Source organism: Cellulophaga sp. HaHaR_3_176 (assembly GCF_019021925.1).
GTDB lineage: Bacteria > Bacteroidota > Bacteroidia > Flavobacteriales > Flavobacteriaceae > Cellulophaga.
This window is the reverse complement of record NZ_CP058990.1, coordinates 14347-40726: the sequence shown is the minus strand read 5'-3', so window position 1 is coordinate 40726 and position 26380 is coordinate 14347. Positions and strand designations below refer to the sequence as shown.

The window sequence follows — 26380 nt, the reverse complement described above, 5'->3', positions numbered from 1 at the left end:
AATTACAATGTATTAATTAGTAATAGATACCACCAACATTATAAACTATTTTAAATTTTGCTAGTATAATTATACACGAACTATTTAACTAATTCATCATAGTTTATTATCGTAATATACGACCTTACATTTTGGTTATGTAAAAATTCTAAACAATATACACCGTCTTTACATTGATTCAACAACCTGTCTTCTCCATATCCTACCGCTTCTACAAAAATGCTAGGATCAACTCCTTTTTCTATTAAATATTTCTTTATAGTCTCTGATCTTGCTATCGATAACTGTAAGTTTTTAGCACTACTACCTCTACTATCTGTATAACTCTCTACTTTTAGTTTAATATTAGGAAAACTATTAGTAACTATAATTACTTTATCCAGTTCCTTTGTAATACCAGCAGTTAATTTACTCGCACCTCTATCAAAGTAAAACTTACTCATTTTAACAACTGTTTTTTCTTCTTTTTCTTGAATAAGATCTTCAATAAAAGGTAAACTTATATCAACAATACCGTCAAAAGTATTCTCTTCATTTATATCAAAGCTTTTAACAAAAGTACCATAGCCGCTTTTAGATGCTTCAATTTTAAAATCTGTTCTCCAAGGCACTTCAAATTGATATTCTCCTTTAGCTGAAGTAGTATAGCTTTTTAAAACCTGATTTTCATCACCATAAAGCTTAACTGTTGTTCCTGGTATTTCTCTTCCGTAAGACGGATTTGTAACAACACCTTTAACCATTAAAGTTTTTATCCCTGGCTTTTCATCTACTTTAAAACCATATATATCATCATTACCCTTACCACCCTCTCTATTAGAAGAAAAATAACCTAAAAGCCCACTTTCTTCTTGATTTTTGATAATGAAACCAAAATCATCAGCTGTACTATTTATACCTGTACCTAAGTTTACAGGTATACTAAAACTTTCATCTAACTGTAAATTAGACGTGTAAATATCCATACCTCCAAAACCATAAAATATATCAGATGAAAAATACATACTTCCTTCATATATAAACGGAGCGATTTCATTACCTGGTGTATTAATTCTAGGACCAAGATTTACTGGCGCTGACATTATTCGGCCATCATTTGTATGAACATAATAAATATCTGTACCACCAAAACCACCTTCAAAATTGGCTGCGAAATACAACTTTTCATTCTTACCGTCATAAAAAGGATAATAAAAAGAAGTACTTAAATCTCTCAATAAATATTGGAACGTTCCTTTTTCATTAACAGAACCAATTGCTAGAGTATTTTTCCCTTTTTTATTATACAAAAGGTCTTCTCCATCTGCATTAGAAAGCACATAAAATATACCATCTAATTCTTCTGAATAAAATGGTGTCGCTTTATGATAAATAGATTTAGGAATTTCTGTAAACATTTTAGGCACTGTAACATCACCATCTGGCTGAATTTTACCAGAATATATTCCTAAATAAGATTCTCCTGAAGGGCCATATATTTTACTTTTCTTACCCTGCTGCCTTGCACTTGTAAACATCAATTCATCATCAATATAAAAAGCTGGAGAAAAATCTGCCTGAGGGCTATTCAAATAACAATTGAATATGAAAAAATCTATTTTTTTGTTTTGATTTTTTTGTATTATTTCAAAATTAAATTCTGCATTTTCTTTTAATTCATTTGTAAAAAATGATCTAGATTTTTCTAAAAAATAATCAAAAGCTTCTACGCTATCTAATTTTCTAACGGTCAATAAAAGTCTGTTTATATATGTATCTGATAGTGTTGAATCTTTAGCATAAATATCTTTATAAATAAGACCAGCTTCTTCAAAAGAACCTGTTTTATAATATGAATCTGCTAAGTTTAAAAACTGTTGATTACTAAGTATTTTCTTTTCTTTTTCTTTAGTATATTCCTCTATAGCATCTTTATATGCATATTCAAAAAAATAGTCATCTCCTTTAGAATTGTCTTGCCCTTGCACAAACATAGTCTGTAACAAAAGAAGTAGTATACAATATTTAAAATTCATTTTCTGTCTCGGTTTATTTTTAAAAGAATCTTGGAGTATCTATCTGCTTAGGCTTGCCTTTTCCATTGCCAATTTTATTATTCTTATCTCTAACATTACCACCTCTACCTAAGTAAAATTTAAGAATAAGCTCATGTGAACCATCATTATAACTTGATAATCCATTTGTGTTATAGTCATATGAATAGCCAAAAAATGTGCTATTAGATATTTGAACACCCGCTAAAGCACTTACTGCATTATCAAATCTATAAGAGGCACCTAGCGTAACAACATCATTAATTAAAAAGTTAGTAGAAAGGTTTGCGTTTAAAGGCAAGCCATCTAGATAGTTTAATAAAAATGCTGGTTTAAATTTCAATCCATCTGATATATCAAAAACATAACCACCAATAAAATTAAATTGCGGACTGTTTTCAATTAAAACAGAGACCTCATCATTATAAATTGCATCAGTTAAAAAATTAGGAACAGACAATCCTGCATACCAATTTTCACTATAAAGAAATAACCCTGCCCCTATAGTAGGATAAAATTTATTAAAAGTACTTTGATTTAAAAGTGGCTCATTTGCTATTTCAAAATCACCCTTACTGTAATCTACATTTAACAAAGAACCTCCTGCATCAATACCAAAGGAAAGCTTTGTATTATCTGAAACCTGTATTTGAAAAGAATACGAAACATCAAAGTATGTTTGAGTCAAAGGTCCCAAATCATCATTTATGATATTAAGTCCCAAACCATTTTTCTCATTCAAAAATGGAACATTTACACCTAACCTTATTGTTCTCGGAGCTCCATCTACAGAAATCCATTGAGCTCTATAAGCTGTTGTTATTTCCGCATTATTTACAGTACCTACATAAGCTGGGTTAAAACTCCCAATATTATACATGTATTGCGTGTATTGTGGCTCTCGTTGACTGTAACTTGTAAAGGCTGTACATAATAAAAATGTAACTAACCAAAATTTATATGTTCTCAAAATTTTCATTTCATTAGTGCTTAGCATACTATCTTATAATTTGAATCCATCCTTTTGTGATTGACGAACCATCACCTAAATCCAAAATATAGTAATATGTACCTTTAGGCGTTTCTCCGTTTTTACCAGATCCATCCCAAGAATTATCGTAAGTAACTGCTCTGTAAACTTGATTACCGTAGCGGTCATAAATTTCTAAAATATTATTCGGATAAGTATCTATACAATTGATTACTAACTTATCATTAATTCCATCTCCGTTTGGTGAAAATTGATTAAACAAAAACCCACATTCATCTACTGATGGTTTTGCTACATCAACAAGTACAGTCGCTATATTGTTATCATTATTGCTATCTCTAGGTAAAGAGGCCGCAATTTCAACTGTGTTTGTATAATCTCCATCTTGCAAAACTCTAGCCATGATTTGCAATGTTTCTTCTCCATTAGCCGCTATTTGTGGTATATTCCAAGTACCCAGCCCTGAATTATAAGTCCCTGAAGATGCTACATTTGAAATAAACTCAAAACCTCTATCCTCAGTAAACATTTCGTTTATAGAAATTGAAGTAACTTCTTCCGCACTTAAATTTATTACTGTGATAGTAAACTCTACTATATCACCAACAAATGGTTGCTCTGCATCTACAGTTTTTGTGATTGCTAAATCAACTGAACCTACCTCTACTGCAATAGTAGCTATATTATTTGCTGAGTTAAAATCTAATGGAAAAGTATTTTTTATTTCAACTGTATTGATGTGGCTACCTGTTGCAAGCACTCTTGCTAAAATTTGCAATGTATTGACTTGATTTGGTTGAATTTCTTGTATATCCCAAGTACCTAACAGAGGGCTATAAGTACCCATTGTTGCCGTACTTGAAACATATTCAAAACCAGTTTCTGGTGTGAAAATTTCTTCAACAGAAACCGTATTTACAATAGCTGCGCTATTATTCCTTAATGTAATTGTAAATTCTACCACATCTCCAACAGAAGGAAATTGAGGGTCTACTATTTTTGTTATTGCTAGATCAATTAACCCCGCTTCACAATCAGCAGTTTCATTAGGGTCACATGGGTCAAACTCATTTGTTCCATTTGCTATCTCATCACCGTCTGTAATACCATCTCCATCAGTATCACAAGCTCCTGCTGTATTATCAGGAACACATGGATTCTCATTTGCTGGATCTAGCTGATCTACTACAGCATCGTTATCTGTATCAAAAGTATTTGACTCTAAAGCGTCAATAATTCCATCATTATCTTCATCTAAAGGTGCATCTAAATCATCTCCAACCTCAACTGCATCTAAAATACCATCACCATCTGAATCTGAATTATCAACACTCGTGCCTATGCTTATTTCATAATCATCACCTAAACCATCAGCATCTGAATCTAAAATACATGTATTTACCGTAACAGTTATTGTTGCCGTAGTTTCTACACATGGTACTGTTGCAGTATTTGTCGTATATGTAAAAGTGTAATTCCCTAAAGGAGCACCTTCAAAATCGACAACATTACCACCTACAATTTCTAATGAATTAGAAGGATCGCTAGTAATTGACCAAGTACCAGGACTACTCTGTGTCAGTCCTGAGTTTAAATCTAAAATTTCTGGATACTCTGACCCTGCAATATTACAAGCATCTAACGGTTCGCTTACCGCTTCAACAATTGGCGGATTCACAATCGTAGCTACAACCTCTACTCTGTCAGATATACAGTTTCCTAAAACTGCCTCTACATAAAATGATGTAGTCGCTGTTAAGTTTGGTGTTGTAAAGTTTTCTGTATCTATTTCTAAAGGGTCTGTACTCGTTGGTGAAGAATACCAATTTATTTGACTTCCTGCTGTAGCAGTTGCCGACAACGTCATAATACCTTCTGAACATAACATATTATTCCCGGTTTCAGGCACAACATTTGGTCTCGTATTAAACTCTAAAGTAACTGACAGTGATTGGCTTGCACAATTATTATCTTCATCTAAAAAGAAAGCAAAATATGCACCTGGCTGATTTACATTAGTATCATCTAAAAAAGCATCTTCTCTATTATAATCACTTAATTTACTCCAAACTAACCTTGTATTATTAGGTGCATTGCTACTTGTATACTCATTTAAATCTTGCGTAAATGTATTATCACTCACACAAAATACAGTATTTACATCTTCATTTAACGTTGGAGCACTATTACCTGCATCACAATCACCACAATCGGTAACAAAAATAACGACCTCAACACTATCTTCATTACAATTTGGAGCTGATGAATAATTAGGTGTATAACTATATTTATAAGAACCTGCTGGTTGACCTAAATAATTAACTTCATTATTTGAATTTATACTTGTAGAATGCCCAGCTGGAAATTCTTCTAAAAACCAAGAACCACCAGGAGTTTCACCATCAAGCGCATCATCTAAATCTATTTCATTATTTGAAAAGAATAACTGAAAGGCATTACACAATTGATTATTATTATTTGGTGTACCCACAGAAGGAGCTACATCAAAAGTAATTTCTGGCAACTCTACAACATCACTTCTACAAGGTGAATCTCCTAACATATCATAATAAAACCCATAATAAACATCTCCCGTTTCAATTATCGAACTTTGCAAAAATGAATTTGGATTGCTTACATTAGGATTAGGGTTTCTACTCCATCTTAGCGTTGTGCCAGCTGGAGCTGTACTTGTTACAAAACTAGATAAATCTACCTGTGTGCCTGAACAGTAATCAGTATCAAAATCTCCAGAAATGGTTGGAGCATTTTCACCCGCACCACAATCAGCAGAATCTATGATTATAATATTAGCAGTACTACTTGAGTTGCTTATAATTTGATACGCAGAATTATTTACACTTGTTAACCTTAGTATAACCCTTTTATTACCATCATCATCACTTTCAACCAAAGGGGTAATAACGATTTGAGCTGTTCTTTCTCCGTCTGGTATACTAACACTAGTTATACCTAAACTAGTATAATCTACACCTGAAGTTGCTGTTCCGGTAACAGAAAAAGCTACAATAACATTTCCTCCTGTATTATTGGTCGATCCTAAATCTATTTCAAATAATCCATTATCTGCTACAGAAGCTCCCTTAGTTGCTATGTCATCAATTGCATTTACTACAACTGTAGATTGACTAAAACCTACTAAAGAAAAAAGAAAAAGCCCTAAAAAAATCACTGATTTTCTCAGCATGGTTATAGGTTTAAAATTATAAAGAGACATATATATGTTATTAATCTTTGATACCACTAAATGGTGTTAACATTGTAAATCAATGTTTTATATTCGGTATTAACCCCCAATGTTAATGAAAAAACAAATGAGACTTGACAAAATAGGCTAAAATACACACTTTATCGGTATAATATTCAAACCAAAAACAATGCCAAATACTATTCGCTAATTATTGCAGAGGCTACTTCTACATTTGAGTCTATTTTTTTAACAAGGCCCTGTAATACTTTTCCTGGTCCAACTTCTGTAAACAATGTTGCTCCATCCTTAATCATGTTTTGAACACTTTGCGTCCATTTTACAGGTGCCGTTAATTGAGAAATAAGGTTTTTCTTAATTTCTTCAGCATCTACAACTGCTGTAGTTGTTACATTCTGATATATCGGGCATAAAGGTTTTGCAAAGATTGTATTTTCAATTGCCGCCGCTAGTTCTTCTCTTGCTGGCTCCATTAATGGGGAATGAAATGCACCCCCAACTGGTAATACCAATGCTCTTCGAGCTCCAGCTGCTTTTAATTGTTCGCAAGCAATATTTATAGCTTCAACTTCTCCTGAAATTACCAATTGACCTGGACAGTTATAATTTGCTGCAACTACTATACCTGGTATTTTTTCACAAATTTCTTCAACTACATTATCTGCTAAAGCTAAAACTGCGGCCATGGTACTTGGCTGAATTTCACATGCTTTTTGCATTGCTAATGCTCTTTGAGAAACTAATTTCAGGCCATCTTCAAAATTTAAAACTCCATTTGCTACTAATGCAGAAAACTCACCTAATGAATGACCTGCAACCATATCTGGCTTAAAAGCATCACCCATAACTTTACTTAAAATTACAGAGTGCAGAAATATAGCAGGCTGTGTTACTTTTGTTTCTTTTAAAGCTTCTGCCGTGCCTTCAAACATTATGTCAGTAATACGAAAACCTAGTATTTCGTTTGCTTTTTCAAAAAGCTCTTTTGCTATAGGGTATTTTTCATAAAGGTCTAAACCCATACCTACAAACTGCGCTCCTTGTCCTGGAAATATATATGCATTCATTTTGTTCTCTATCTTTTAATTTCGGACAAAAATAGTGATAAAATTATATTTGAAGTCATTCGCTTCTATTCTTTAAACCAACCCGAATACATTACATAACTTTCTGCAATTCGCTCCACCTCACCCTTACTCAATTCTGGGCTAATATCTTTTATTTTTTTTGCTGGCATCCCTGCATAAATACTACCCGAAGCCACATGAGTACCTTTTGTAACTACAGCTCCCGCAGCAATAATACTATTACTTTCTATAATACAATCATCCATAACAATACTTCCCATGCCAATTAACACGTTATCATGTATTATACAACCATGCACTAATGCATTATGCCCGATAGACACATTATTGCCAATTGTGGTTGGGTGTTTTTTATATGTTGCATGAATAACTGCGCCATCTTGCACATTTACCTTATTGCCCATTTTTATATAATGAACATCTCCTCTAATTACAGCATTAAACCAAACACTACATTGGCTACCCATACTTACCTCACCAACAATTACTGCATTTTCCGCAATAAAGCAATCTTCACCAATCTGTGGTGTATTACCATTTATAGTTTTTATAATCATTCTTTTAATTCTACTATTTAAGATACCTATTCAAAATAAGCTAACAAATCTTTTTTCTTTGATGCCGAAACTAAAAGTTCTTTTCCGCTAGATATAATTACACTACCACCTTTACCTTTTACATATTTCACTACTTCATTTACATTTACTAAATATGATTTATGAATTCTAGCAAATGGAAAATCAGATAGTGCTTCTTCAAAATATTTTAGTGTTTTACTAACCACAATCCTTTTACCTTCTAAATGAATTTCTGTATAGTTATCATCTGCCTTACAATATAATATGTCAGACACATTTAAAACTTGAAAACCATCTTGCTGCGGGATAGTTATTTTACCATCTACACTATTTAATTTTGGCTTTAAAACCCTATCTATTAAAGCATTCTCTTTTTGCCTAATTTCCGTTACGTACTCAACGGCATTAATTAACTCATCAATACTTATTGGTTTCATTAAATAATAAGCGGCATGGTTATTCAAAGCATCCATTGCATATTGATTGTATGCTGTAACAAACACAGTTTCGAATGTACGATTTGGTAATTGATCCAATAAATCAAAAGCATTACCAAAAGGCATTTCTACATCTAAAAAAACCAAATCTAAATCATTATCTTTAATTAATTCTAGCCCTTCTTTTATCGTTGATGCCTCACCCACCAAAGTAACATTTGCACAATATTTGGCTAAATAATTACGTAAAATTTCTCTGCTATTTGCCTCGTCTTCTACTAGTATTGCTTTTAAATTCATTTATCTTTCTTTAAAATGAAAACTACTTTTGTTCCTGTTCCATCAGGCATGTAATCAGCTATTTTCACATCTACTTTATCCTTATACATATCATTTAAAATATCAATTCTTTTTTTGATATTCCCCATGCCTTTAGATTTTTGCTTCTTCTGATTACTTGTTTTTAATTCAGCTGATTTTTTACGTCCAACACCATTATCAATAATACTAATTTCAATACTATCTTTAGATTTTTCTGCAATATCAATTTTTAAAAATCCTTTTTCATCAGTATATCTTAATCCATGCCATATCGCATTTTCAATATAAGGCTGCAATAACATTGGTGGAATTTGAAAAGCATTTACATCTAAATGTTCGCTTACATTTATTTTGTAATCGAATTTATCAGAAAATCGTGAGTGCTCTAACTTGGTGTATAGCTCTAGTAATTCTAGCTCTTTTGTTAATGGAATAAAATCTTCTTCTGAGTTTTCTAAAACAGCTCTCATTAATGTTGAAAAATCACTTAAATACCTATTAGCACTTCTCTCATCACTTCTAGCAATGTAATTATTGACTGAATTTAGCGCATTAAAAATAAAATGAGGATTCATTTGAGATCTCAGCGATTTTAATGCCAACAAATTATTTGCAAGCTTTTGCTGTTTGTTACTCCTATAAAAAAAATATGCAGTAAGCCCTAATAATAACATTCCAAAAATCAACGAATAAATAAGCCATTTTTGCCTATCTACCAATTGCTCACTAGTTAAAGCTAGATCAAATTTACTCTGATATAGTTCTCTATCTTTCTCTAAACCAGAAATTCTATTTTGTTTAGATGCTATTTCCTTATTGAACCTTGCCGCTCTAGAAATTTCTTGTTCTTTACGAATGTATAGCGTATCTACCATTGTTACATATTTTCGGTATGTCTCATATGCTTTCGTAAAATCTCCTTTATATTCATATACCTCAGACAATTTTCTTGTTGCATCTTTCTGCACAATTAAATCATCATCAACACCAGCTTCTTGAATACTCTCTTCTAAGAAAGGTATTGCTTCATCATATTTTTGTTGTGATAAATAAGCATTTGCTATTTTATATTTAATACGTTGTGTCGATATTGAATCGGAACTTGTATTTAAAGTATTTGTTTTTGCTACTTTTCTTTCTCTCAGGTTTAATTCTTCTAAATCTTCAAGGCTTTTTTTACGAAGCACAACCTCTTTATCATACTCACTCGTTTTATTATAAAAATCAGCAACCTTCTCCTTTTCTTGAACTGCTCTTTTGGGAGCTTGTTGTTTTGAAAGCTCTAGAGAATTGTCGTAATACTCTTCTGCTTCTGCTAATTGATTGTCAGCAGCATATGCATCTCCTATTTTAGAGTTAAAATCTGTAATTTTCGAAGCTATAGAATTGCTTTTGGCCAAACTCAGTCCTTTATTATAATACATTATAGAACTTGTATTATTATTAAGCCCTTTATAAGCATCTCCTAGGCCTTCAAATACTTGAGATTTTTCAAAAGTAGATATATTATTCTTGGTTGAAACAGTTAAAAACACAGTTTTTGCATTTTCAAACTCTTTATTAAAAAGATAGCTTTTACCCAATAAAATTTCTGTTTTTGTAGTTTTTTCTGCTACTAATGCATTTTTATAACTATCAATTGCTAAATCGTACTGCTTATAATATTGGTATATTTCACCTAGTATAGTATAGGCTTTTGCTAACTCATTTTTATTACCAGATTTACCCAATTGAGATATAGACTTTGTGACAAAATCTATACTTTTTTCGATATCAATTTTCTTATAATAGTTTGCAGAGTCTAAATATGTATCTACTTGAATAGCTCCTCTTTTCGAAAATGATTCTTTTTCTTTTTTAATAGGAACATAATCTTGCACCAGAACATCAACATCTTCTGAGCTTTTCACCCTATGTTTTACGGTATCAAAAGCACCACTTTCAAATTTAATAAGATCACCTACAATAGCTTGAATCTTAAATTCACCTAATCCATTTGTAACTGTATAACCACCGCTACTAGTAGTAACAATTACACCTGGTATTGCAATTCTTTTCTCTTTTCCTTTTACAGAGCCCTTAATTTCAAAACTATAGTTCTTCTGATCATTTTGTGAAAAGCCCACAAAACAAAACAAAATAAAAACTATTAATATGTTCTGATATTTACCCATAATCTACTTAATATAAGATAAACTTAGTTGTTTTTAGTGGTATTAAAAAATCCATAAAACAGCGTTCTTCTTAAAAATATAGTTGTTTTGATGGCTTTACAAATTCAATAAAGGCGTACACTCATCGAAAAGGCACGTTTACTCAATGCTCATTTTTATCGAAAAACTTTAGATATAGTTTTACTTCAGAAACTAAAAATAAGTAAACATGAAAAATATTAAAAAAGCAATTGGTTTAAGCGTTATGGCTCTAACACTTGGAATAACTTATGGTTGCGAAATAAAGCCGAAAAAAAATACTGAAACAATCATTGCTCAGGCAGTGGCTGACGAACATAAGCATATTAATAATACCGTGAAAATTGCTTTATTGTTAGATACTAGTAACAGTATGGATGGACTTATTGATCAAGCAAAATCGCAATTATGGGACATCGTCAACAAGTTTGCCTACGTTCGTGCTCGTTGCGGAAATGACCCTAATCCCGATTATATTAGACCTAATTTAGAAATTGCTTTATACCAATATGGCAATGATAACTTATCTTCTAACGAGGGTTACATTCAACAAGTTTTAGGTTTTAGTGGAGATTTAGATGAAATTTCTGAAAAACTTTTTTCACTTACTACAAATGGAGGTGAAGAATATTGTGGCACAGTAATACAAACATCTTTAAATCAACTAGATTGGGGTAAAAATCAAGATAATTTAAAAATGATTTTTATTGCTGGCAATGAACCCTTTACTCAGGGCAAATTAAATTATAAAGATGCCGTTACTAATGCTAAAGAAAAAGATGTTGTTGTAAATACCATCTTTTGTGGTGATTATGCACAAGGAGTTTCTTCGCAATGGAAAAATGGAGCCATTTTAACTGGTGGTGACTATATTGCTATTGACCACAATAGAAAAGTGGTACATATTGACACACCTTATGATGATGATATTGTTAGCCTAAACTCTAAACTAAATAAAACATATATTGCTTACGGTGCATTAGGGAAATCTAAACTAGCAAACCAGAATTATCAAGATGAAAATGCAATGGAAGTTGAAGAGGCTGTAGCTGTAAAAAGAGCCGTTAGTAAAAGCTCTAGATTGTATAAAAACTCGACTTGGGATTTAGTTGATGCGGCAGATGAAAAGGAATTTGATGTTTCGAAAGTAGAAAAGAAACAATTACCCGACAGCTTAAAAAACAAATCTGATAAAGAAATAGAATCTTATATTACTTTAAAGAAAAAAGAAAGAATTAAAATTCAAGCAAGCATTCAAGAACTGAATAAAAAACGTCAAGATTATATATCAAAAAAACAAGAGAACGCTGGAGGTGAACTTGAAAATGCAATGTTAGCTGCTATTAAAAAGCAAGCTGAAAAGAAAAATTACAAATGGGATAATTAAAACAAAACAAAGGCTTGCTATTACATTAGCAAGCCTTTGTTTTTTTTATTAGTAATTAACAGCAGGACATTTACAATCGTAACGCTTTGTAGATTGCAAAAAGTCATACCCTAATGTTATTTGATGAAAACCTCCATTATCAAAACGAATATCACCCATTTGATATGAGTAGTTATAAGACACCATAAATTTTTTATAATTAACACCAACTATTGGCGTAATCAATTGTAGTTTTTGTTCTTCAGGTCCATCTTCTGTAATATATAAAGTACCATCAAAACTTCTACGGTACGATATCCCTCCCCAAACTATAGCCTCTCCAACACCCCTATAGGCCTTAGCATTAAAATCTATAGCTTTTTCTGATGTAAAATCCGTCATTTGAAATAAAACAGAAGGCTCAAATTGCCAATCTCCTCTATCAAAAACATATCCTGTCGAAATTACATATCTTCTTAAATTATCAACTTCAGGTACTAAAGGGTCGTCATTTCTATCTTTTGCATATAAACTCCTTTTTGTGCTCAATAAATTTAAAATAGTAGCATGTGCATAGAATTCTAAATAATTATAAGAAACCCCTAAATCTGTATTAAAATAAGTAGAACTTATTCTTGACCCAACTACAGCCGGATCTGGCGTTGTAGATCTAAATTCAGTTTCATCTAAATTACTTTGCAATATTGTACCACTTAAACCAAAAGATAGTTGATTTAAATTTCGAGCATCGCCACTAAATTTTAAATGGTGTGCATATGTAAATTTCGCTCCCGTTTGTGAATGATATCCATTTGCATCATTGAAAATAATTGCTCCTACCCCACTTTTTTCTCCTACTCTAAAATGTGCATTTATAGTTTGTAAATTTGGAGCATCATCAACATCAAACCACTGTTTTCTTGCTGTAAGTCTAACTTTACCACCTTCCCCAATACCTGCCATCGATGGGTGTATCAAATAATAATTATCAGATAAATAATCAAAATAAACAGGAATACCTTCTTGAGCCCAAGAAACTACTCCAAAAGCAAAAAAAAGTAATGTAGATAAAAATAAATTTTTCATTAGTAGTCTTATGAATAAAAAGGGTTTAACTCTATAATTTAACGCCTTATACAGAACATTATTATATACCGTTAAAGTTACAATAACTTTGTACTTTTGTAAAAATCTTAGATAGACATAAAAAGCAACCCTTTTTTGTTAAATTAATTAATGTTTTAGCATTAATTACGTCTGACTAAATAGTAAAAAATAAAAATAAGAAGATGAAAGAGTTTACGATTACTATTGTAGAAACTAACAACCCTGCTATACTTAAATTTGATACAAATCATTTTATTACAAACAGTAATAATTATGAATATAAAGATATTGATGATGCTAAAAACTCTCCTTTAGCACAACAATTATTCTATTTACCATTTGTAAAAACGGTTTATATCTCAGCTAATTTTGTTGCTTTAGAGCGTTTTGATATTGTTGAATGGAATGATGTTAAAGATGAAGTTGCCCAGCAATTAGTAGAGTATTTAAATAGTGGAGAACCTGTTGTTCACGAAAATAAAGATCCTCAAAAGGTACCTGCCACTGTTTATGCAGAGAGCACTCCTAACCCTGCGGTAATGAAATTTGTATCGAACAAAACTATTGTACCTACTACTTTCGAGTTTAAAAACATTGACGAAGCTAAAGATTCTGCTTTGGCTCAAAAACTTTTCCACTTCCCATTCGTTAAAGAGGTTTTCTTTGATGAAAACTATGTGTCTGTTACTAAATATGAGGTAGCTGATTGGAATGAGGTTACTTTTGATATTAGAGAGTTAATCCGAAATTTTATTGCTGATGGTAATGAAATTGTAAGTTCTGATAGCGTTGCTAAGAAAAAAGCAGAAGCTCCTAAAACTCAATTACAAGATGCTAATTTAGATGACACCTCTAAAAAAATTATCGATATTTTAGAAGAATATGTTAAGCCTGCCGTTGCTAGTGATGGTGGTAACATACTTTTTAAATCGTATGATGCGCCTAGCAAAACCGTAAATGTAATATTACAAGGTGCATGTAGTGGTTGCCCATCATCTACATTCACTTTAAAAAACGGAATTGAAAACATGTTAAAAAACATGATGGGAGATCAGGTACAAAACGTAGTTGCCCTTAATGGTTAATCTTTTATTAAGTATTCTTTAAACAAATTTAAATTTCTTAGCTTTAAGGAAACACAAAATAAAAAATCATTATGGCAATTTTAAAAGTTATTGAAGTTTTAGCTAGTTCAGAAAAAAGTTGGGAAGATGCAGCCAAAAAAGCTGTTTCTCAAGCCTCGAAAAGCGTGAAAAATATTCGATCTGTTTATATTAATGAACAAAGTGCCTCTGTAGACAATGGGGAAATCTCAGAATACAGAGTTAATGTAAAAATCACTTTCGAAATTAAATAGTTTTCACTTTTTGAAAAATACAAAAGCGCATTTCATGCGCTTTTTTTATGCCCAATTATAATTAACTGTTAATAAATGACACTATTCCGTTAAGTTTTGCCGTAATCACCAGTTTGTATAGGTTTTTAAATTAGGTTTAATTTTCTTTGCACTGAAAAGAAAATTAAAATAAAGTAATAGAGTTTAAAGCATGGAGAAACTTACAAATTATCAAGAACATATGGACAATGCTATTAATTGGATTTGGAAAGCATTGCCAAACCTAATTTTAGCTATTGTGATTTTTTTTATAGGTCTGTGGCTTATTAAATTTATAAACCGATTGGTTAGAAAATTCTTTTTGAAACATGATTACGACCCTTCTTTAGAGACTTTTTTACAAAGTCTGATTAGTATGGGGCTTAAGATTATGCTTTTTGTACTTGTAATTACGCAATTAGGTGTACAATCATCATCTCTAGTAGCTATTATTGGTGCTGCGGGTTTAGCAATTGGTTTAGCATTACAAGGTTCATTAGCTAATTTTGCTGGAGGGGTTTTAATATTATTATTTAAACCATTTAAGGTTGGTGATTTTATTAGCGCACAAGGTGTTGATGGCACAGTAAAAGAAATTTCAATTTTTACTACTAAATTAACCACTTTCGGAAACCAAATTGCAATAGTACCTAACGGACAATTATCAAACAATAATATTATTAACTATAATGCTCAAGACACGAGAAGAGATAAGCAAACTATAGGTATTGGTTATGGCTCTAATCTTAAAAAAGCAAAAGAAATACTTTTAGATATTTGTGCTAAGGAAGAAAAAATTTTAAAAGAGCCCGCACCAGTAGTTTACGTTGATGCACTTGCTGATAGCTCAGTAAATTTAACTTTACGTTTTTGGGCAGAAAACCCTCTTTTTTGGGATGCCCATTTTAATGTAATTGAACAAACAAAACTTAGGTTTGATGAGGAAGGTATTGAAATACCATTCCCTCAAGTAGTACAATATAATAAATAGATCTAAGCTTTTTTCTTTTTAAGAAGCACAAAATCTTTTAAATAATAAGGTTCAAAGTAAGCAACATTTTCTAAGTTGTTTTCTTTGAACTTTTTATATGACAACATAGCCATTTCTTTAGATGAAGGAATTACTTTTGTGTTAAAACTAAAATTACCGTTAACTGAGAGCATTTCTATACATTTTTCAACCCCACTACCTAACAACAATACTTTTCCTTTTGCTGCAAATTCTGAAAAAGAATTCTCATCTATAATTTCAGCTTTAGTTTCTCTAATTTCTTTCATGTTTTTATCAAACACGCATGAATATACTTCCATTCTTCTTGCATCTAAAACAGGAATAACAAAATCTATAGAATCACCAATTGACTGCACTACCATACTCTCCAGAGTTGCAATTGCAATTAATGGAATATCTAAAGAAAAACACAAACCTTTAGCTGCCGAAACACCTATTCGCAAACCCGTATATGAACCAGGGCCCTTACTCACAGCAATAGCGTTTACTTCTTTTAAAGAAACTTCAGCTTCTTTTAAAACATCTTCTATAAATAAATGTAATTGTTCTGCATGCGAAAAACTCGCACTATCAAACTCCTTAAGAGCTAATAGTTGACCTTCTTTAGCCAAACTAACAGAACAGTTAGTTGTTGCTGTCTCTAAATTTAAAATTATTGCCATATTATCTGCAAATATACATTCAAGTAAGACAACAAAAAAGCCCACACTATTTTTACACAGTATGAGCTATTGAAAGAAAATAAAAATTAATTATTTTAAAGTTAAAGGCAAACCAAAGTAAAACTCTAATACTTTTAGTCTGAAAATATAATCATACTTTGTTCTAACTAACTGCGCTTCTGCATCTTCTACTCTTGACTGTGCCTGACTAAAATCAAAAGAGTTCATTAAACCAACATCAAAACGTTCTTTAGAGTAATCATAAGCTAATTTTCGAGCATCTAAAGTTTTTTGAGCAGCCTCATAAGCTTTTGAAAAACTTTTAACATCTACATATGCTTGATTGATATTTGTTTCAAGTGCGAGCTTCTCTTGCTCCAACTGCAACTTCGCTTTATCTATATTTATTTTAGATCTTTTAATATTGTTTTTTACACTAAACCCATTAAATACTGGAATATTTAATTGCGCTCCATAAGAGAAGCCGTCAAAAATCCAAAGTTGATCTTTAAAGCTTGGCGTGAACGGACTGTTATTACCATCTAAAAGTGTAGTTGCATCTGAATATCTAGATCCATAGTTAAAAAACCCTGTAAGCGTTGGCAGTAATGCTCCTTTACTTATTTTCAAATCTTTTTCAGCTAAATCAACATTTAATTCAGAAAATTTAATATCATTTCTATACGTTAAAGCCTTATCAAAAATAGTTTTAGGCGTATTTGTTATAACCTCTGAAGGTGGCACATCAAATGATTCGTCTGCAATATCAAAATTTTCGTAATCTGTAATTTGTAATAACTGTGCTAAGTTTATTTTTGAAATTATAATACTGTTTTCTGAATTTACAATTTGCTGTTCTTGATTAGCTACAGTTGCTTCTATTTCCAACAAATCTCCTCTAGGTACAACACCCGCCTCAACCAACTCATTTGTACGCTTTAAATCTTGCTGTGTAACATTATACTGCGCTTTAAAAACACGCAAAGATTCCTTATTAGACAAAACTAACAAATATGCATTAGCTACATTTAAACGAATATCATCTTTTAAATCATCTAAACGATACTGGCTTGCCATTGCGTTTAGCTTTGCACGATTAAAATTATGTATATTTCGTAAACCATCATATAGAGTAACGTTTGAAGATATACTCCCACTTACGTTAAAACTAGTCGTATTTGTTGGCAGGTTATTCGTAGGGTTAATTGAAAAACCTGTATTACTCGAAATTGAATTCGTAGCATTTAAATTAGGTAGAAAAGCACCTAATGCATCTGACTTTTCAATTTGCACACTTTGCAAGTCTAGTTCATATTGTTCAATAGATAAGTTGTTATCCACGGCATACGAAACACATTCTTCTAATGTCCACTTTTTTACTTGCGAACTACCAACGGTAAATGCAAAAACTATTAATAAAGATGCTATTTTAAATTTCATATTTTTTGATTTGATGATTCTATTTAGTGATTAGTCTTCTTTAGAAGATTCATCCTTATTTTTATCTAATTCGTTCCATACTTTAATTTTAGCATTTTCATCTAAACCTGAAACAACTTCCACATCGATACCATCACTAACACCTAAAACAAGTTCTTTTCTTTCAAACTCATTTTCTGCAGTTTCAATCTCTACATAAGGTTTTTGCGTTTTTTTATCAAACTGAAGCAAGGCTTCTTTTATAGATAATACATCTTTTTTCTCTTCTAATACAATCGATGCATTTGCACTATAACCTGCCCTTACATTTACACTATCATTAACGACCAAATCACCTTCAATTCTGAACTGAACTGCTCCATCTTCTTCTATGCCTTTAGGGGCTATAAATTTTAACAATGCCTCGAATGTTGTTTTATCAAGCGCTCCTAAATTAATTTTTAAAGGCATACCCAACTTTAGTTTTCCAACCTCAGCCTCATCTACTTCGCCTTCAAATATCATTTTACTCATATCAGCAATAGTTGCGATAGTAGTTCCGTCATTAAAATTATTACTCTCAATAACTTGGTCTCCTTCTTCAACCGGAATTTCTAAAATTGTACCTGACACGGTTGCTCTAATATTAGTATTCGCACTCGATGAACCATTTGCAGAACCTACTCTAATTATTTGATAATCGCTATTAGCATTCTTTAACTCTTGCTGTGCTTGGTTGAATTGTAATTGTACACTATTAAAATCTTGACTAGAGATTACACCTTTATCAAATAAAGATTTATTCCTATCATATTCTATTTTAACATTGTTTAAAGCTAAATTTGCATTTGAAATTCTACCTCTTGCATTGTTTAAAGATTGCTCATTCGGAACAACTTTTATAACGGCTATTAAATCTCCAGCCTTTACTAGAGTACCTTCTTCAAGATATATTTTTTCAATAATACCTGAAATCTGAGGTTTGATTTCTATTTCATCTTCAGGAATTACTTTCCCTGTAACAACTACTTTATTAACTATATCTCTTTTAACTAAAGTCTCTGTTTCGTATAGTTTTGCAGGAGTACTATTCTTTTTAATAAAAAAGACAATAGCGCCTAAAATTGCAAAACACAAAAATCCTATTAATCCGTATTTTAAGTACTTATTCATTTGATGTAATTTGATTGTTAGTTTGTTTTCGTTGTTATTATATATTATTCTTCCCTTAGGGCATCTATAGGTTTTATTCTTATGGCTCTATTAGCAGGTATCAATCCTATTAAAACACTGAGGCCTACCATTAAAATAAATGAAATCAAAAATTGAGGTATACTAACCATCGGGTTTGCGAAAGGAAATTCATCACCACTCCCAAACATAACATCTAATACGCCTAGTATTCCTACTGAAATTGCAAAGCCAATTAAACCCGCAAAACTTGTTAATACGATTGCCTCTAACACAATCTGTCTTTTCACTACTTTAGGCGTAGCACCTAAAGCTCTTCTCACTCCTATTTCTTTTGTACGCTCTTTTACGGTTATTAAAAGGATATTACTAATCGCAATTACACCCGCTAACAATGTAAAAATTCCGATAAAAAAAGAAAAAGCTTTCAACACTACTGTAAATGCAGATATGTTGTTGAATATCTCGGACATATCAAAACTTCCTATCGCTCTTTCATCTTTTGGAGAAATATCATATTTAACTTTTAAAAGTTTTTTAATTTTTTGTTCTACTTCTGCAACTTGTTTTCCTTCTTTAACAGAAATAGCCATCCACCCCATTCGATCACCTGACCCATACGCTTTTTGGAAAGTCGTAAATGGAATAAATACAGCATTTTCACCATCAATATTTATATTTTTGCTTGGCTTAAAAATACCAACAACAGTAAAAAATATTCCATTTATCCGAATATCTTGGCCAATAGCTTCTTCATTTTTATCAAATAGCAACTTAAAAGTTTCTTCACCAATAACACATATTTTTTTATTAGCAGCAATATCATTACTATTTATAAAACGGCCTTTTACTAGTTGTTTTTTGGTTATTTCATCAATATCTGGATAATCGCCATAAACAGATGATCCACTTTTTCTACCGTTTCTATACACTGTAACAATACCGTTATGGCTACCTAATTCTATACGAGGTGCTAAAACATCAATTTCTGGAATTTGCTTTTTTAAAATATCTGCATCTTCTAATCTGAAATTTATTTTTCTCCCTCTTTCAAAACCCTTATAAGGTTCCGATGTACTTTGGCTCCAAACAAAAAGACTATTAGAAGCTGTGCCTGCAAATATTTTATTAAAGCCATTACTCATTCCGTTTGCCGAACCTAATAATAACATTAAAATAAGCATAGCAAAAATCACCCCTAACATAGTAAGAAATGTTCGAAACATATTCTTGCTTAGTGTGTTAAAAATCTCTCTCCACAAATCTCTATCTAACAGCCACATATTATTTATCTCTAAGTGCTACAATTGGTTTAATATTTGCTGCTTTCAACGCTGGTATTAACCCTGCAAAAACGCCTGCTACAATAAGTATAACTGTAGCTGTAAAAACGGTAGAAAAACTCACAGAAGGATTTGCAAATGCAGGAGATTGGATATGCGGACCTATTACCGCTAAAATACTCGTAGCAAATAACAACCCTATAAATCCAGACATTGCAGTAATAAAAACAGACTCTAATATTACTAATTTTATAATTTGACTAGGTTCTGCACCCAATGCTTTTCTAATTCCTATTTCTTTAGTTCGTTCTTTTACTGTAAACACCATTATGTTACCAATACCAACAATACCTGCTATTAAAATTAAAAGACCTACAACAATACCAATAACATTTAGCACCCCCGTAAAACTACTTATATCAGAAAAAGCTTCTGCATAGTTCCAAACTCTAATCCCTGACTGGTCGTCTGGCGATACTTTATGCCTACGTTTAAATATACTTTCTAATCTTCTAGAGAAACCGAGTGCTTTCGTTAAATCAAAATTAGGGTTATAGGTTAGTGCTATATCATTAATATTATCCGTGTTACCGTAGATACCTTGGTAAGTTGTAATTGGCGCGTAAATCTTACGCTCCGCATTATCATCACCTTCATCTGTAAAAATACCTACAACTCTAAATGGCAAACCATTAAATTCAACAAACTTTCCAAGTGCTTCTTCTTCTTTAAATAAGTCTTGTTTTACTTTTCTACCTATTACAGCTACTTTCGCTTTCGAGGCTAAATCATTTGAATTAATATATCGACCTTTTGTTATAATCGTTTTTTCAATCATTTGATGATCAGGGTGAACGGCTTGAACACCATAAGAGCCTGTTTCGCTTTTATATCTAGCATTTGCACTTGCATAATACCGCGCACTTATATACTCTACTGCATCAGGAAAACTTTTTTGAATATATTCAATATCATCATTCTTAAGCTGAATTCTTCTATTTATCTCAAAACCAGCATATGCCTTAGTAGTATTACCTGTTCTAATAAATATGGCATTTGTAGCATCATCATTAAATCGCAGATAAAATCCATTTTGCATTCCGTTTACAGAAGCTAGTAAAAGTACTAGTATAAAAATACCCCAACCTACCGAAAACCCTGTTAAAAAGGTACGAAGCCTGTTATTTTTTATACTATAAATAATTTCTTGCCAAATGTCTCTATCAAACATATTGCTGTGCTCTAACCTGTTCTATTTTTTTATCTTCGACAATAACGCCATCTTTTAAATGCACAATACGCTTACACATATCTGCAATATCAGGCTCATGTGTTACTATCAAAATAGTGTTACCTGCATCGTTAATTTTCTGAATCAAATCCATAACCTCATAAGAAGTTTTACTATCTAAAGCCCCTGTTGGCTCATCTGCTAACAAAACTTTTGGTTCTGCCGCCATTGCTCTTGCAATTGCCACACGTTGTTTTTGCCCACCTGAAAGCTCACTTGGCAAATGGGTTGCCCATTGTTTAAGACCTACTTGCTCTAAATATTTTAGAGCCTTTTCTTGACGTTCTTTTCTTCCTACTTTTTGATAGTATAGTGGTAATGCTACATTTTCAGCCGCACTCTTATAATTTATCAAGTTAAAAGATTGAAAAATGAAACCTAAAAATTTATTTCGATATTGAGCCGCTTTTGTTTCATTTAAGTTTTTAATTGGAACATTATCTAAGGTATAAGAACCCTCATCTAACTCATCCAGCATTCCTAAAATATTTAGTAAGGTAGATTTCCCTGATCCTGAAGAACCCATAATTGCAACTAGCTCCCCTTCTTCTACAGAAAAATTTATACCTTTTAATACATGAAGGGAATTGCTTCCCATTTTATATGATTTATGAAGATTTTTAATTTCTATCATGATTCGTTTTGTTAGTTGTTTGGTTTTTACTCCACTAGTTAGACTTCGAGAGCTAAATAATGTTACAGATTAATATCTAAAAAAAATGTTAAAATGACTCGCTTTCTCCAGAATCACCTTATTCTTTAAATTTTATAAAATATTAATTTTCTTCTTCCTCTTTTTCAATTTGGTTCCAGACTTTAATTTTATCTAACAAATTAAGCCCAGACTTAATTTCTACATTAATTCCATCACTAATGCCTAATTCTATATCTTTTCTTTCAAAAGACTGATCGCCTGTTTTTAATTCTACAAAAGGCTTTTTCGTTTCTTTATCAAATTGCACTAAAGCTTCTTTTATAGATATTACACTATCTACTTTCGCTAAAATAATAGAGGCATTTGCACTTAATCCTGCTCTAATAAAAACACTGTCTTGTTTTTTTAAGGTTCCTTTTATTTCAAATTGAATGGCACCATTTTCGGCTTTTCCTTTTGGCGCTATATAGTCTAAAACTGCGGGAAATACTTTGTTTTCAATAGCACCTACAGTAATTTCTAGTGGCAAATTTTCTTTTATTTTTCCAACTTCAGATTCGTCTACCTTTCCTTCAAAAATCATTTTATCAACATCTGCTATAGCAGCAATTGTAGTACCTTCATTAAAATTATTACTCTCAATAACTTGGTTACCAACTTCAACAGGTACTTCTAAAACCATACCGCTAACTGTAGCTTTTATCAATGTATTTGCTGCGCTACCCAAACCTCTTGTTGTTCCTGTTTTTACAATATCATAGTTTTTATGTGACGCGTTATAACCTTGTCTTGCCTGATCGTAAGTTACTTGAGCTCTTTCTAAATCTACCTTTGAAATTACTCCTTTATCAAATAAAGTTTTTTGTCTTTCTAAATTACGCATTTGGTCATCTAAATTAATTTTAGATTCTTCTATTGTGTTTTTTGCGCTATTTAAGGCGTTTAAATTTGGTACTATTTTAATTTTTGCTAATAAATCGCCAGATTTTACATAATCGCCACCTTCTACATATATCTCTTCAATAACCCCTGATATATTTGGTTTTATCAACACTTCTTCTAAAGGTAAAATACTACCAGTTGCTACTGTTTTTTTTATGATTGTTTTTTTTGTTGGCTGTTCCGTCTCATATGTAACAGGGTCTTCTGAATTTTTTTGATACAAATAATACATTGCTGCACCGAATGAAACTACTATAAATAGTAAGATAAAAATAGTTGTCTTTTTTTTCATTTTGATTGATTTATATTCCGATTACATCGGTTTTTTTGATTGATTTAAAACTAATTATTCTGTCCGTAGAGCATCTATGGGTTTAACTTTGATAGCACTCTGGGCTGGTATAAAACCGGCTAATAAACCTGAAACCACTAAAATTATTAAAGCGATAACTACAATATCTAAACTCACACTTGGGTTCATAAACATATCAACAGGTCCGATAGAATCTAATAACGCATTTATTCCATAAATAAAAAGAGCTCCAATTATAATACCTGTCATTCCTGAAATAATTGTTAGAAAAATTGACTCCATTAATATTTGAACCTTAATTGACCATGGGTCTTCACCCAGTGCCCGTCTAATTCCAATTTCTTTAGTTCTTTCTTTTACTACAATTAGCATTATATTACTCACTCCAATAATGCCCGATATTAAAACCAAAATGCCTACGAAATAAGCAATTAATTGCATCGCAATAAATAAGCTCTCTACTCTATTATACTCTTCATACAAATCAAAATTTCCTATTGCACGATTATCTTCTGGATGAATTTTTCGATTATTTTTCATCTGATTTATGATATCTTCTTTTAAACTTGTAATTGAAGTACCGTCTTTTGCCGTTATAGCCATCCATCCAACATCATTACCTCTATTAAAAGCTTGTGAAAACGACGTAAAAGGAACAAAAATTTCTTTTTGCCCCTCTTCTGCATTACCATTATTATTATTTTTCTTGTAAGTACCAACAATCATAAAATTCACCCCTTGGATTTTCACATACTCACCCAAAGCTATTTCGTCTTTTTCAAATAAAGCTTTTTTAACCCCTTCTCCGATAATTGCAATTTTTCGTTTTTGATTGATATCTGAATAATTAATAAAGCGACCAGAGGTAATAGTCATAGGGTCTTGATTTATAATTTCAGGATAATCACCATAAACATTAAAAGCTCCTATTTTTATACCTCTAACAACATTGTTACCCCCTTCAAATCCATCTAATCTATTTCTAGGTGATATATATCGTAATTTTGAAAAATTCTCTCTCAAAGAAGTAACATCTTCAACCTTAAAATTAAATCTTCTACCCTTAGGTAGCCCCACATATTCTTTAGATGTAGCTTGAGACCACATAAACATCGTATTAGTAGCAATATCACCAAAGCTACTTTTAATTCCATTTTCTAAACCCTTACCTGCTGCTAACAGAATAATTAAAATAAGGATTCCCCAAAAAACACCAAATGCAGTTAGTATCGTTCTAAACCAATTACTGGTTAAGACTTCTAAAATTTCTTTCCACCGATCCCGATTAAACATGTTTTTTTCTTTTTTTATTCATCACGTAAGGCATCTATTGTATGAATACTTGCTGCTCTCCATGCAGGAAAAAAACCAGCAATCGCACCTGCCAGCACCAACAAAAAAACAGTAGACAATGCAACATTAAAATCTACTGAGGGATTTAAAATATAATCTACTTCGATATTTGGCCCTATTACTTCAAGAAGACCCATACTGAAAATCAAACCCACAAAACCAGAAATAGCAGTAACAAAAATTGCCTCATGTAAAATCATTCCAATAATAGACCAAGGTTTTGCTCCTAAAGCTTTTCGTATTCCTATTTCTTTTGTTCTTTCTTTTACCACAATAAGCATAATATTACTTACCCCAACCACACCTGCTATAATGGTACAGAGACCCACAAACCAAAAGAAAATTTTAATATTACCTGTTAATGCGTAGAATCTTTTTGCATTTTCCATTTGGTTATTTATACCAATACCTCCTTCATCATCAGGCGCTATAGAATGTACTTCTTTTAAGTATGTTTCAACTTGACTTTTTAACTTTATTGATTGCTGAACAGCTTGTTCAAAATTATCCATGGGAGGTGATGAAAAAACAAGATTATCTAATTTATCTGCACCATTAAATACTTTTTGTGATGTTGAAATTGGTATGAAAATTCGATTTTCTTCTTGATCACCAGCTTTATCTTTGTAAACTCCGATTATCTTAAAAGGTATATTTGAGATTTTAATAAACTCTCCAACTGGATTATCTATATCATCAAATGCTTCTCTTTTTATTTTAGAGCTTATTACAGCTACTTTTGTTACCTGAGACTCATCTTGCCAGTTCAAATAGCGCCCTTGCAACATATATTGATTCTCTAAAAACTGAGTTTCGTATGTTGTGCCCATAACGCGATATATTAAAGCGTCATTTTTATAAGTCGTAATGATATCATTAGGTAAATAGAACATGGATTTGTTTTCTAAATTCAAATCCATTTTATCGACTATCGTAGTATAGTCTTCATTTTTAAATTGAATTTGGCGACCAGGATTTAATCCTTTATATGCTTTTTGTGTAGTTTCTGTCCAAATCCACATACTAGTAGCTGCATCACTCTCAAATTCCTTAGCGATACCATTTTGCATCCCTTGACCAAAACCAAGTAAAATAACCAAAATAAAAATACCTGACGCAACGGAAAGACCCGTAAGAAATGTGCGAAGCTTATTTTTTCGAATAGTATCGAAAATTTCTTGCCATCTCTCTATATCAAACATAGCATAGTCGTTTTTTGGTTGGTTTTATATTACCTAAAGTAATATCTCTTAACACAATAGACTACTATGAATTACATTTGTTACATGAATAAAACTTAATTAAATGTTAAAATTAAATTTTACCTGATTTCATTTTTTTGTAAACAAAATAAAAAAGTACTCCAACTAAAACATAAGGTATCGCCATTAGATAGACAATACCGTCATTAATACCCTTAGCTGTCTGCGAACCTTCTTCACTTTCTAAAACAGCTCTACACATCGCACATTGAGCTTCTGACAAAGACGGAATAAGCATTGCAACTAAACAAAGTATAAAAATTTTAGTTTTCATAGCGTA

Annotated in this window: 22 protein-coding genes; 4 read left to right on the top strand and 18 right to left on the bottom strand. The window is 31.7% G+C overall.

Annotated elements, in window-relative coordinates; all coding sequences use genetic code 11:
• Nucleotides 1-80: 80 nt before the first annotated feature.
• The 7 genes from H0I23_RS00170 to H0I23_RS00140 form a co-directional block, all read right to left on the bottom strand.
• Nucleotides 81-2015, bottom strand: coding sequence for an OmpA family protein (locus H0I23_RS00170; RefSeq protein WP_216784458.1), 1935 nt, complete (start codon nucleotides 2013-2015; stop codon nucleotides 81-83).
• A gap of 19 nt (nucleotides 2016-2034) precedes the next feature.
• Entirely contained in the window at nucleotides 2035-3012 is a 978-nt protein-coding gene (locus H0I23_RS00165) for a type IX secretion system membrane protein PorP/SprF (RefSeq protein ID WP_254073626.1), read from the bottom strand.
• A gap of 19 nt (nucleotides 3013-3031) precedes the next feature.
• Nucleotides 3032-6232, bottom strand: a complete 3201-nt coding sequence (locus tag H0I23_RS00160; RefSeq protein ID WP_216784456.1) for a gliding motility-associated C-terminal domain-containing protein — start codon at nucleotides 6230-6232, stop codon at nucleotides 3032-3034.
• A gap of 200 nt (nucleotides 6233-6432) precedes the next feature.
• Entirely contained in the window at nucleotides 6433-7320 is an 888-nt protein-coding gene (gene fabD / locus H0I23_RS00155) for an ACP S-malonyltransferase (protein ID WP_216784455.1), read from the bottom strand.
• Nucleotides 7321-7385: 65 nt separating this feature from the next.
• Nucleotides 7386-7898, bottom strand: a complete 513-nt coding sequence (locus H0I23_RS00150; RefSeq protein ID WP_216784454.1) for a gamma carbonic anhydrase family protein — start codon at nucleotides 7896-7898, stop codon at nucleotides 7386-7388.
• A 26-nt stretch (nucleotides 7899-7924) separates the two neighbouring features.
• On the bottom strand, nucleotides 7925-8656 hold the full coding sequence (locus H0I23_RS00145; RefSeq protein WP_216784453.1) for a LytTR family DNA-binding domain-containing protein: 732 nt from the start codon (nucleotides 8654-8656) through the stop codon (nucleotides 7925-7927).
• On the bottom strand, nucleotides 8653-10851 hold the full coding sequence (locus H0I23_RS00140; RefSeq protein WP_216784452.1) for a histidine kinase: 2199 nt from the start codon (nucleotides 10849-10851) through the stop codon (nucleotides 8653-8655). Before H0I23_RS00140 ends, H0I23_RS00145 begins: the two co-directional genes overlap by 4 nt.
• A gap of 208 nt (nucleotides 10852-11059) precedes the next feature.
• Here H0I23_RS00140 and H0I23_RS00135 point away from each other — a divergent pair, with 208 nt between their 5' ends.
• On the top strand, nucleotides 11060-12256 hold the full coding sequence (locus tag H0I23_RS00135) for a vWA domain-containing protein (protein WP_216784451.1): 1197 nt from the start codon (nucleotides 11060-11062) through the stop codon (nucleotides 12254-12256).
• A 48-nt stretch (nucleotides 12257-12304) separates the two neighbouring features.
• Here the strand turns inward: H0I23_RS00135 and H0I23_RS00130 are convergent, their stop codons facing one another.
• On the bottom strand, nucleotides 12305-13321 hold the full coding sequence (locus tag H0I23_RS00130; RefSeq protein ID WP_216784450.1) for a type IX secretion system membrane protein PorP/SprF: 1017 nt from the start codon (nucleotides 13319-13321) through the stop codon (nucleotides 12305-12307).
• A 203-nt stretch (nucleotides 13322-13524) separates the two neighbouring features.
• On the opposite strand from H0I23_RS00130, the gene H0I23_RS00125 reads away from it, so the two are divergent.
• The 3 genes from H0I23_RS00125 (at nucleotide 13525) to H0I23_RS00115 (ending at nucleotide 15708) form a co-directional block, all read left to right on the top strand.
• Entirely contained in the window at nucleotides 13525-14427 is a 903-nt protein-coding gene (locus H0I23_RS00125) for a NifU family protein (protein ID WP_216784449.1), read from the top strand.
• Nucleotides 14428-14498: 71 nt separating this feature from the next.
• The gene (locus tag H0I23_RS00120; RefSeq protein WP_216784448.1) at nucleotides 14499-14699 is read left to right on the top strand and encodes a dodecin family protein; all 201 of its coding nucleotides are present in this window, start codon (nucleotides 14499-14501) and stop codon (nucleotides 14697-14699) included.
• A 190-nt stretch (nucleotides 14700-14889) separates the two neighbouring features.
• Nucleotides 14890-15708 (top strand): mechanosensitive ion channel family protein, encoded by an 819-nt coding sequence (locus tag H0I23_RS00115; protein ID WP_216784447.1) that lies wholly within the window; start codon nucleotides 14890-14892, stop codon nucleotides 15706-15708.
• 2 nt (nucleotides 15709-15710) lie between these two features.
• Here H0I23_RS00115 and tsaB read toward each other — a convergent pair whose 3' ends face one another.
• The 10 genes from tsaB to H0I23_RS00065 all read right to left on the bottom strand — a co-directional run bounded on the left by tsaB (nucleotide 15711) and on the right by H0I23_RS00065 (nucleotide 26374).
• On the bottom strand, nucleotides 15711-16391 hold the full coding sequence (tsaB, locus tag H0I23_RS00110) for a tRNA (adenosine(37)-N6)-threonylcarbamoyltransferase complex dimerization subunit type 1 TsaB (RefSeq protein ID WP_216784446.1): 681 nt from the start codon (nucleotides 16389-16391) through the stop codon (nucleotides 15711-15713).
• Between the two features lie 90 nt (nucleotides 16392-16481).
• Nucleotides 16482-17831, bottom strand: a complete 1350-nt coding sequence (locus tag H0I23_RS00105; RefSeq protein WP_216784445.1) for a TolC family protein — start codon at nucleotides 17829-17831, stop codon at nucleotides 16482-16484.
• Between the two features lie 30 nt (nucleotides 17832-17861).
• Nucleotides 17862-18983 carry an efflux RND transporter periplasmic adaptor subunit gene (locus tag H0I23_RS00100; protein WP_216784444.1) on the bottom strand — a complete coding sequence of 374 codons (1122 nt, stop codon included), beginning with the start codon at nucleotides 18981-18983 and terminating at the stop codon, nucleotides 17862-17864.
• A 44-nt stretch (nucleotides 18984-19027) separates the two neighbouring features.
• Entirely contained in the window at nucleotides 19028-20227 is a 1200-nt protein-coding gene (locus tag H0I23_RS00095; RefSeq protein ID WP_254073625.1) for an ABC transporter permease, read from the bottom strand.
• Nucleotides 20228-20285: 58 nt separating this feature from the next.
• On the bottom strand, nucleotides 20286-21515 hold the full coding sequence (locus H0I23_RS00090) for an ABC transporter permease (protein ID WP_216784442.1): 1230 nt from the start codon (nucleotides 21513-21515) through the stop codon (nucleotides 20286-20288).
• A complete protein-coding gene (locus H0I23_RS00085; protein ID WP_216784441.1) occupies nucleotides 21508-22209 on the bottom strand; it encodes an ABC transporter ATP-binding protein in 702 nt (233 codons plus the stop codon). The genes H0I23_RS00090 and H0I23_RS00085 overlap by 8 nt, the downstream gene beginning before the upstream one ends.
• Before the next feature lie 142 nt (nucleotides 22210-22351).
• Nucleotides 22352-23464 (bottom strand): efflux RND transporter periplasmic adaptor subunit, encoded by a 1113-nt coding sequence (locus H0I23_RS00080; RefSeq protein WP_216784440.1) that lies wholly within the window; start codon nucleotides 23462-23464, stop codon nucleotides 22352-22354.
• A gap of 54 nt (nucleotides 23465-23518) precedes the next feature.
• Nucleotides 23519-24778 carry an ABC transporter permease gene (locus H0I23_RS00075; protein ID WP_216784439.1) on the bottom strand — a complete coding sequence of 420 codons (1260 nt, stop codon included), beginning with the start codon at nucleotides 24776-24778 and terminating at the stop codon, nucleotides 23519-23521.
• A gap of 14 nt (nucleotides 24779-24792) precedes the next feature.
• A complete protein-coding gene (locus tag H0I23_RS00070) occupies nucleotides 24793-26040 on the bottom strand; it encodes an ABC transporter permease (RefSeq protein WP_216784438.1) in 1248 nt (415 codons plus the stop codon).
• Nucleotides 26041-26152: 112 nt separating this feature from the next.
• A complete protein-coding gene (locus H0I23_RS00065) occupies nucleotides 26153-26374 on the bottom strand; it encodes a hypothetical protein (protein ID WP_216784437.1) in 222 nt (73 codons plus the stop codon).
• Nucleotides 26375-26380 lie beyond the last annotated feature (6 nt).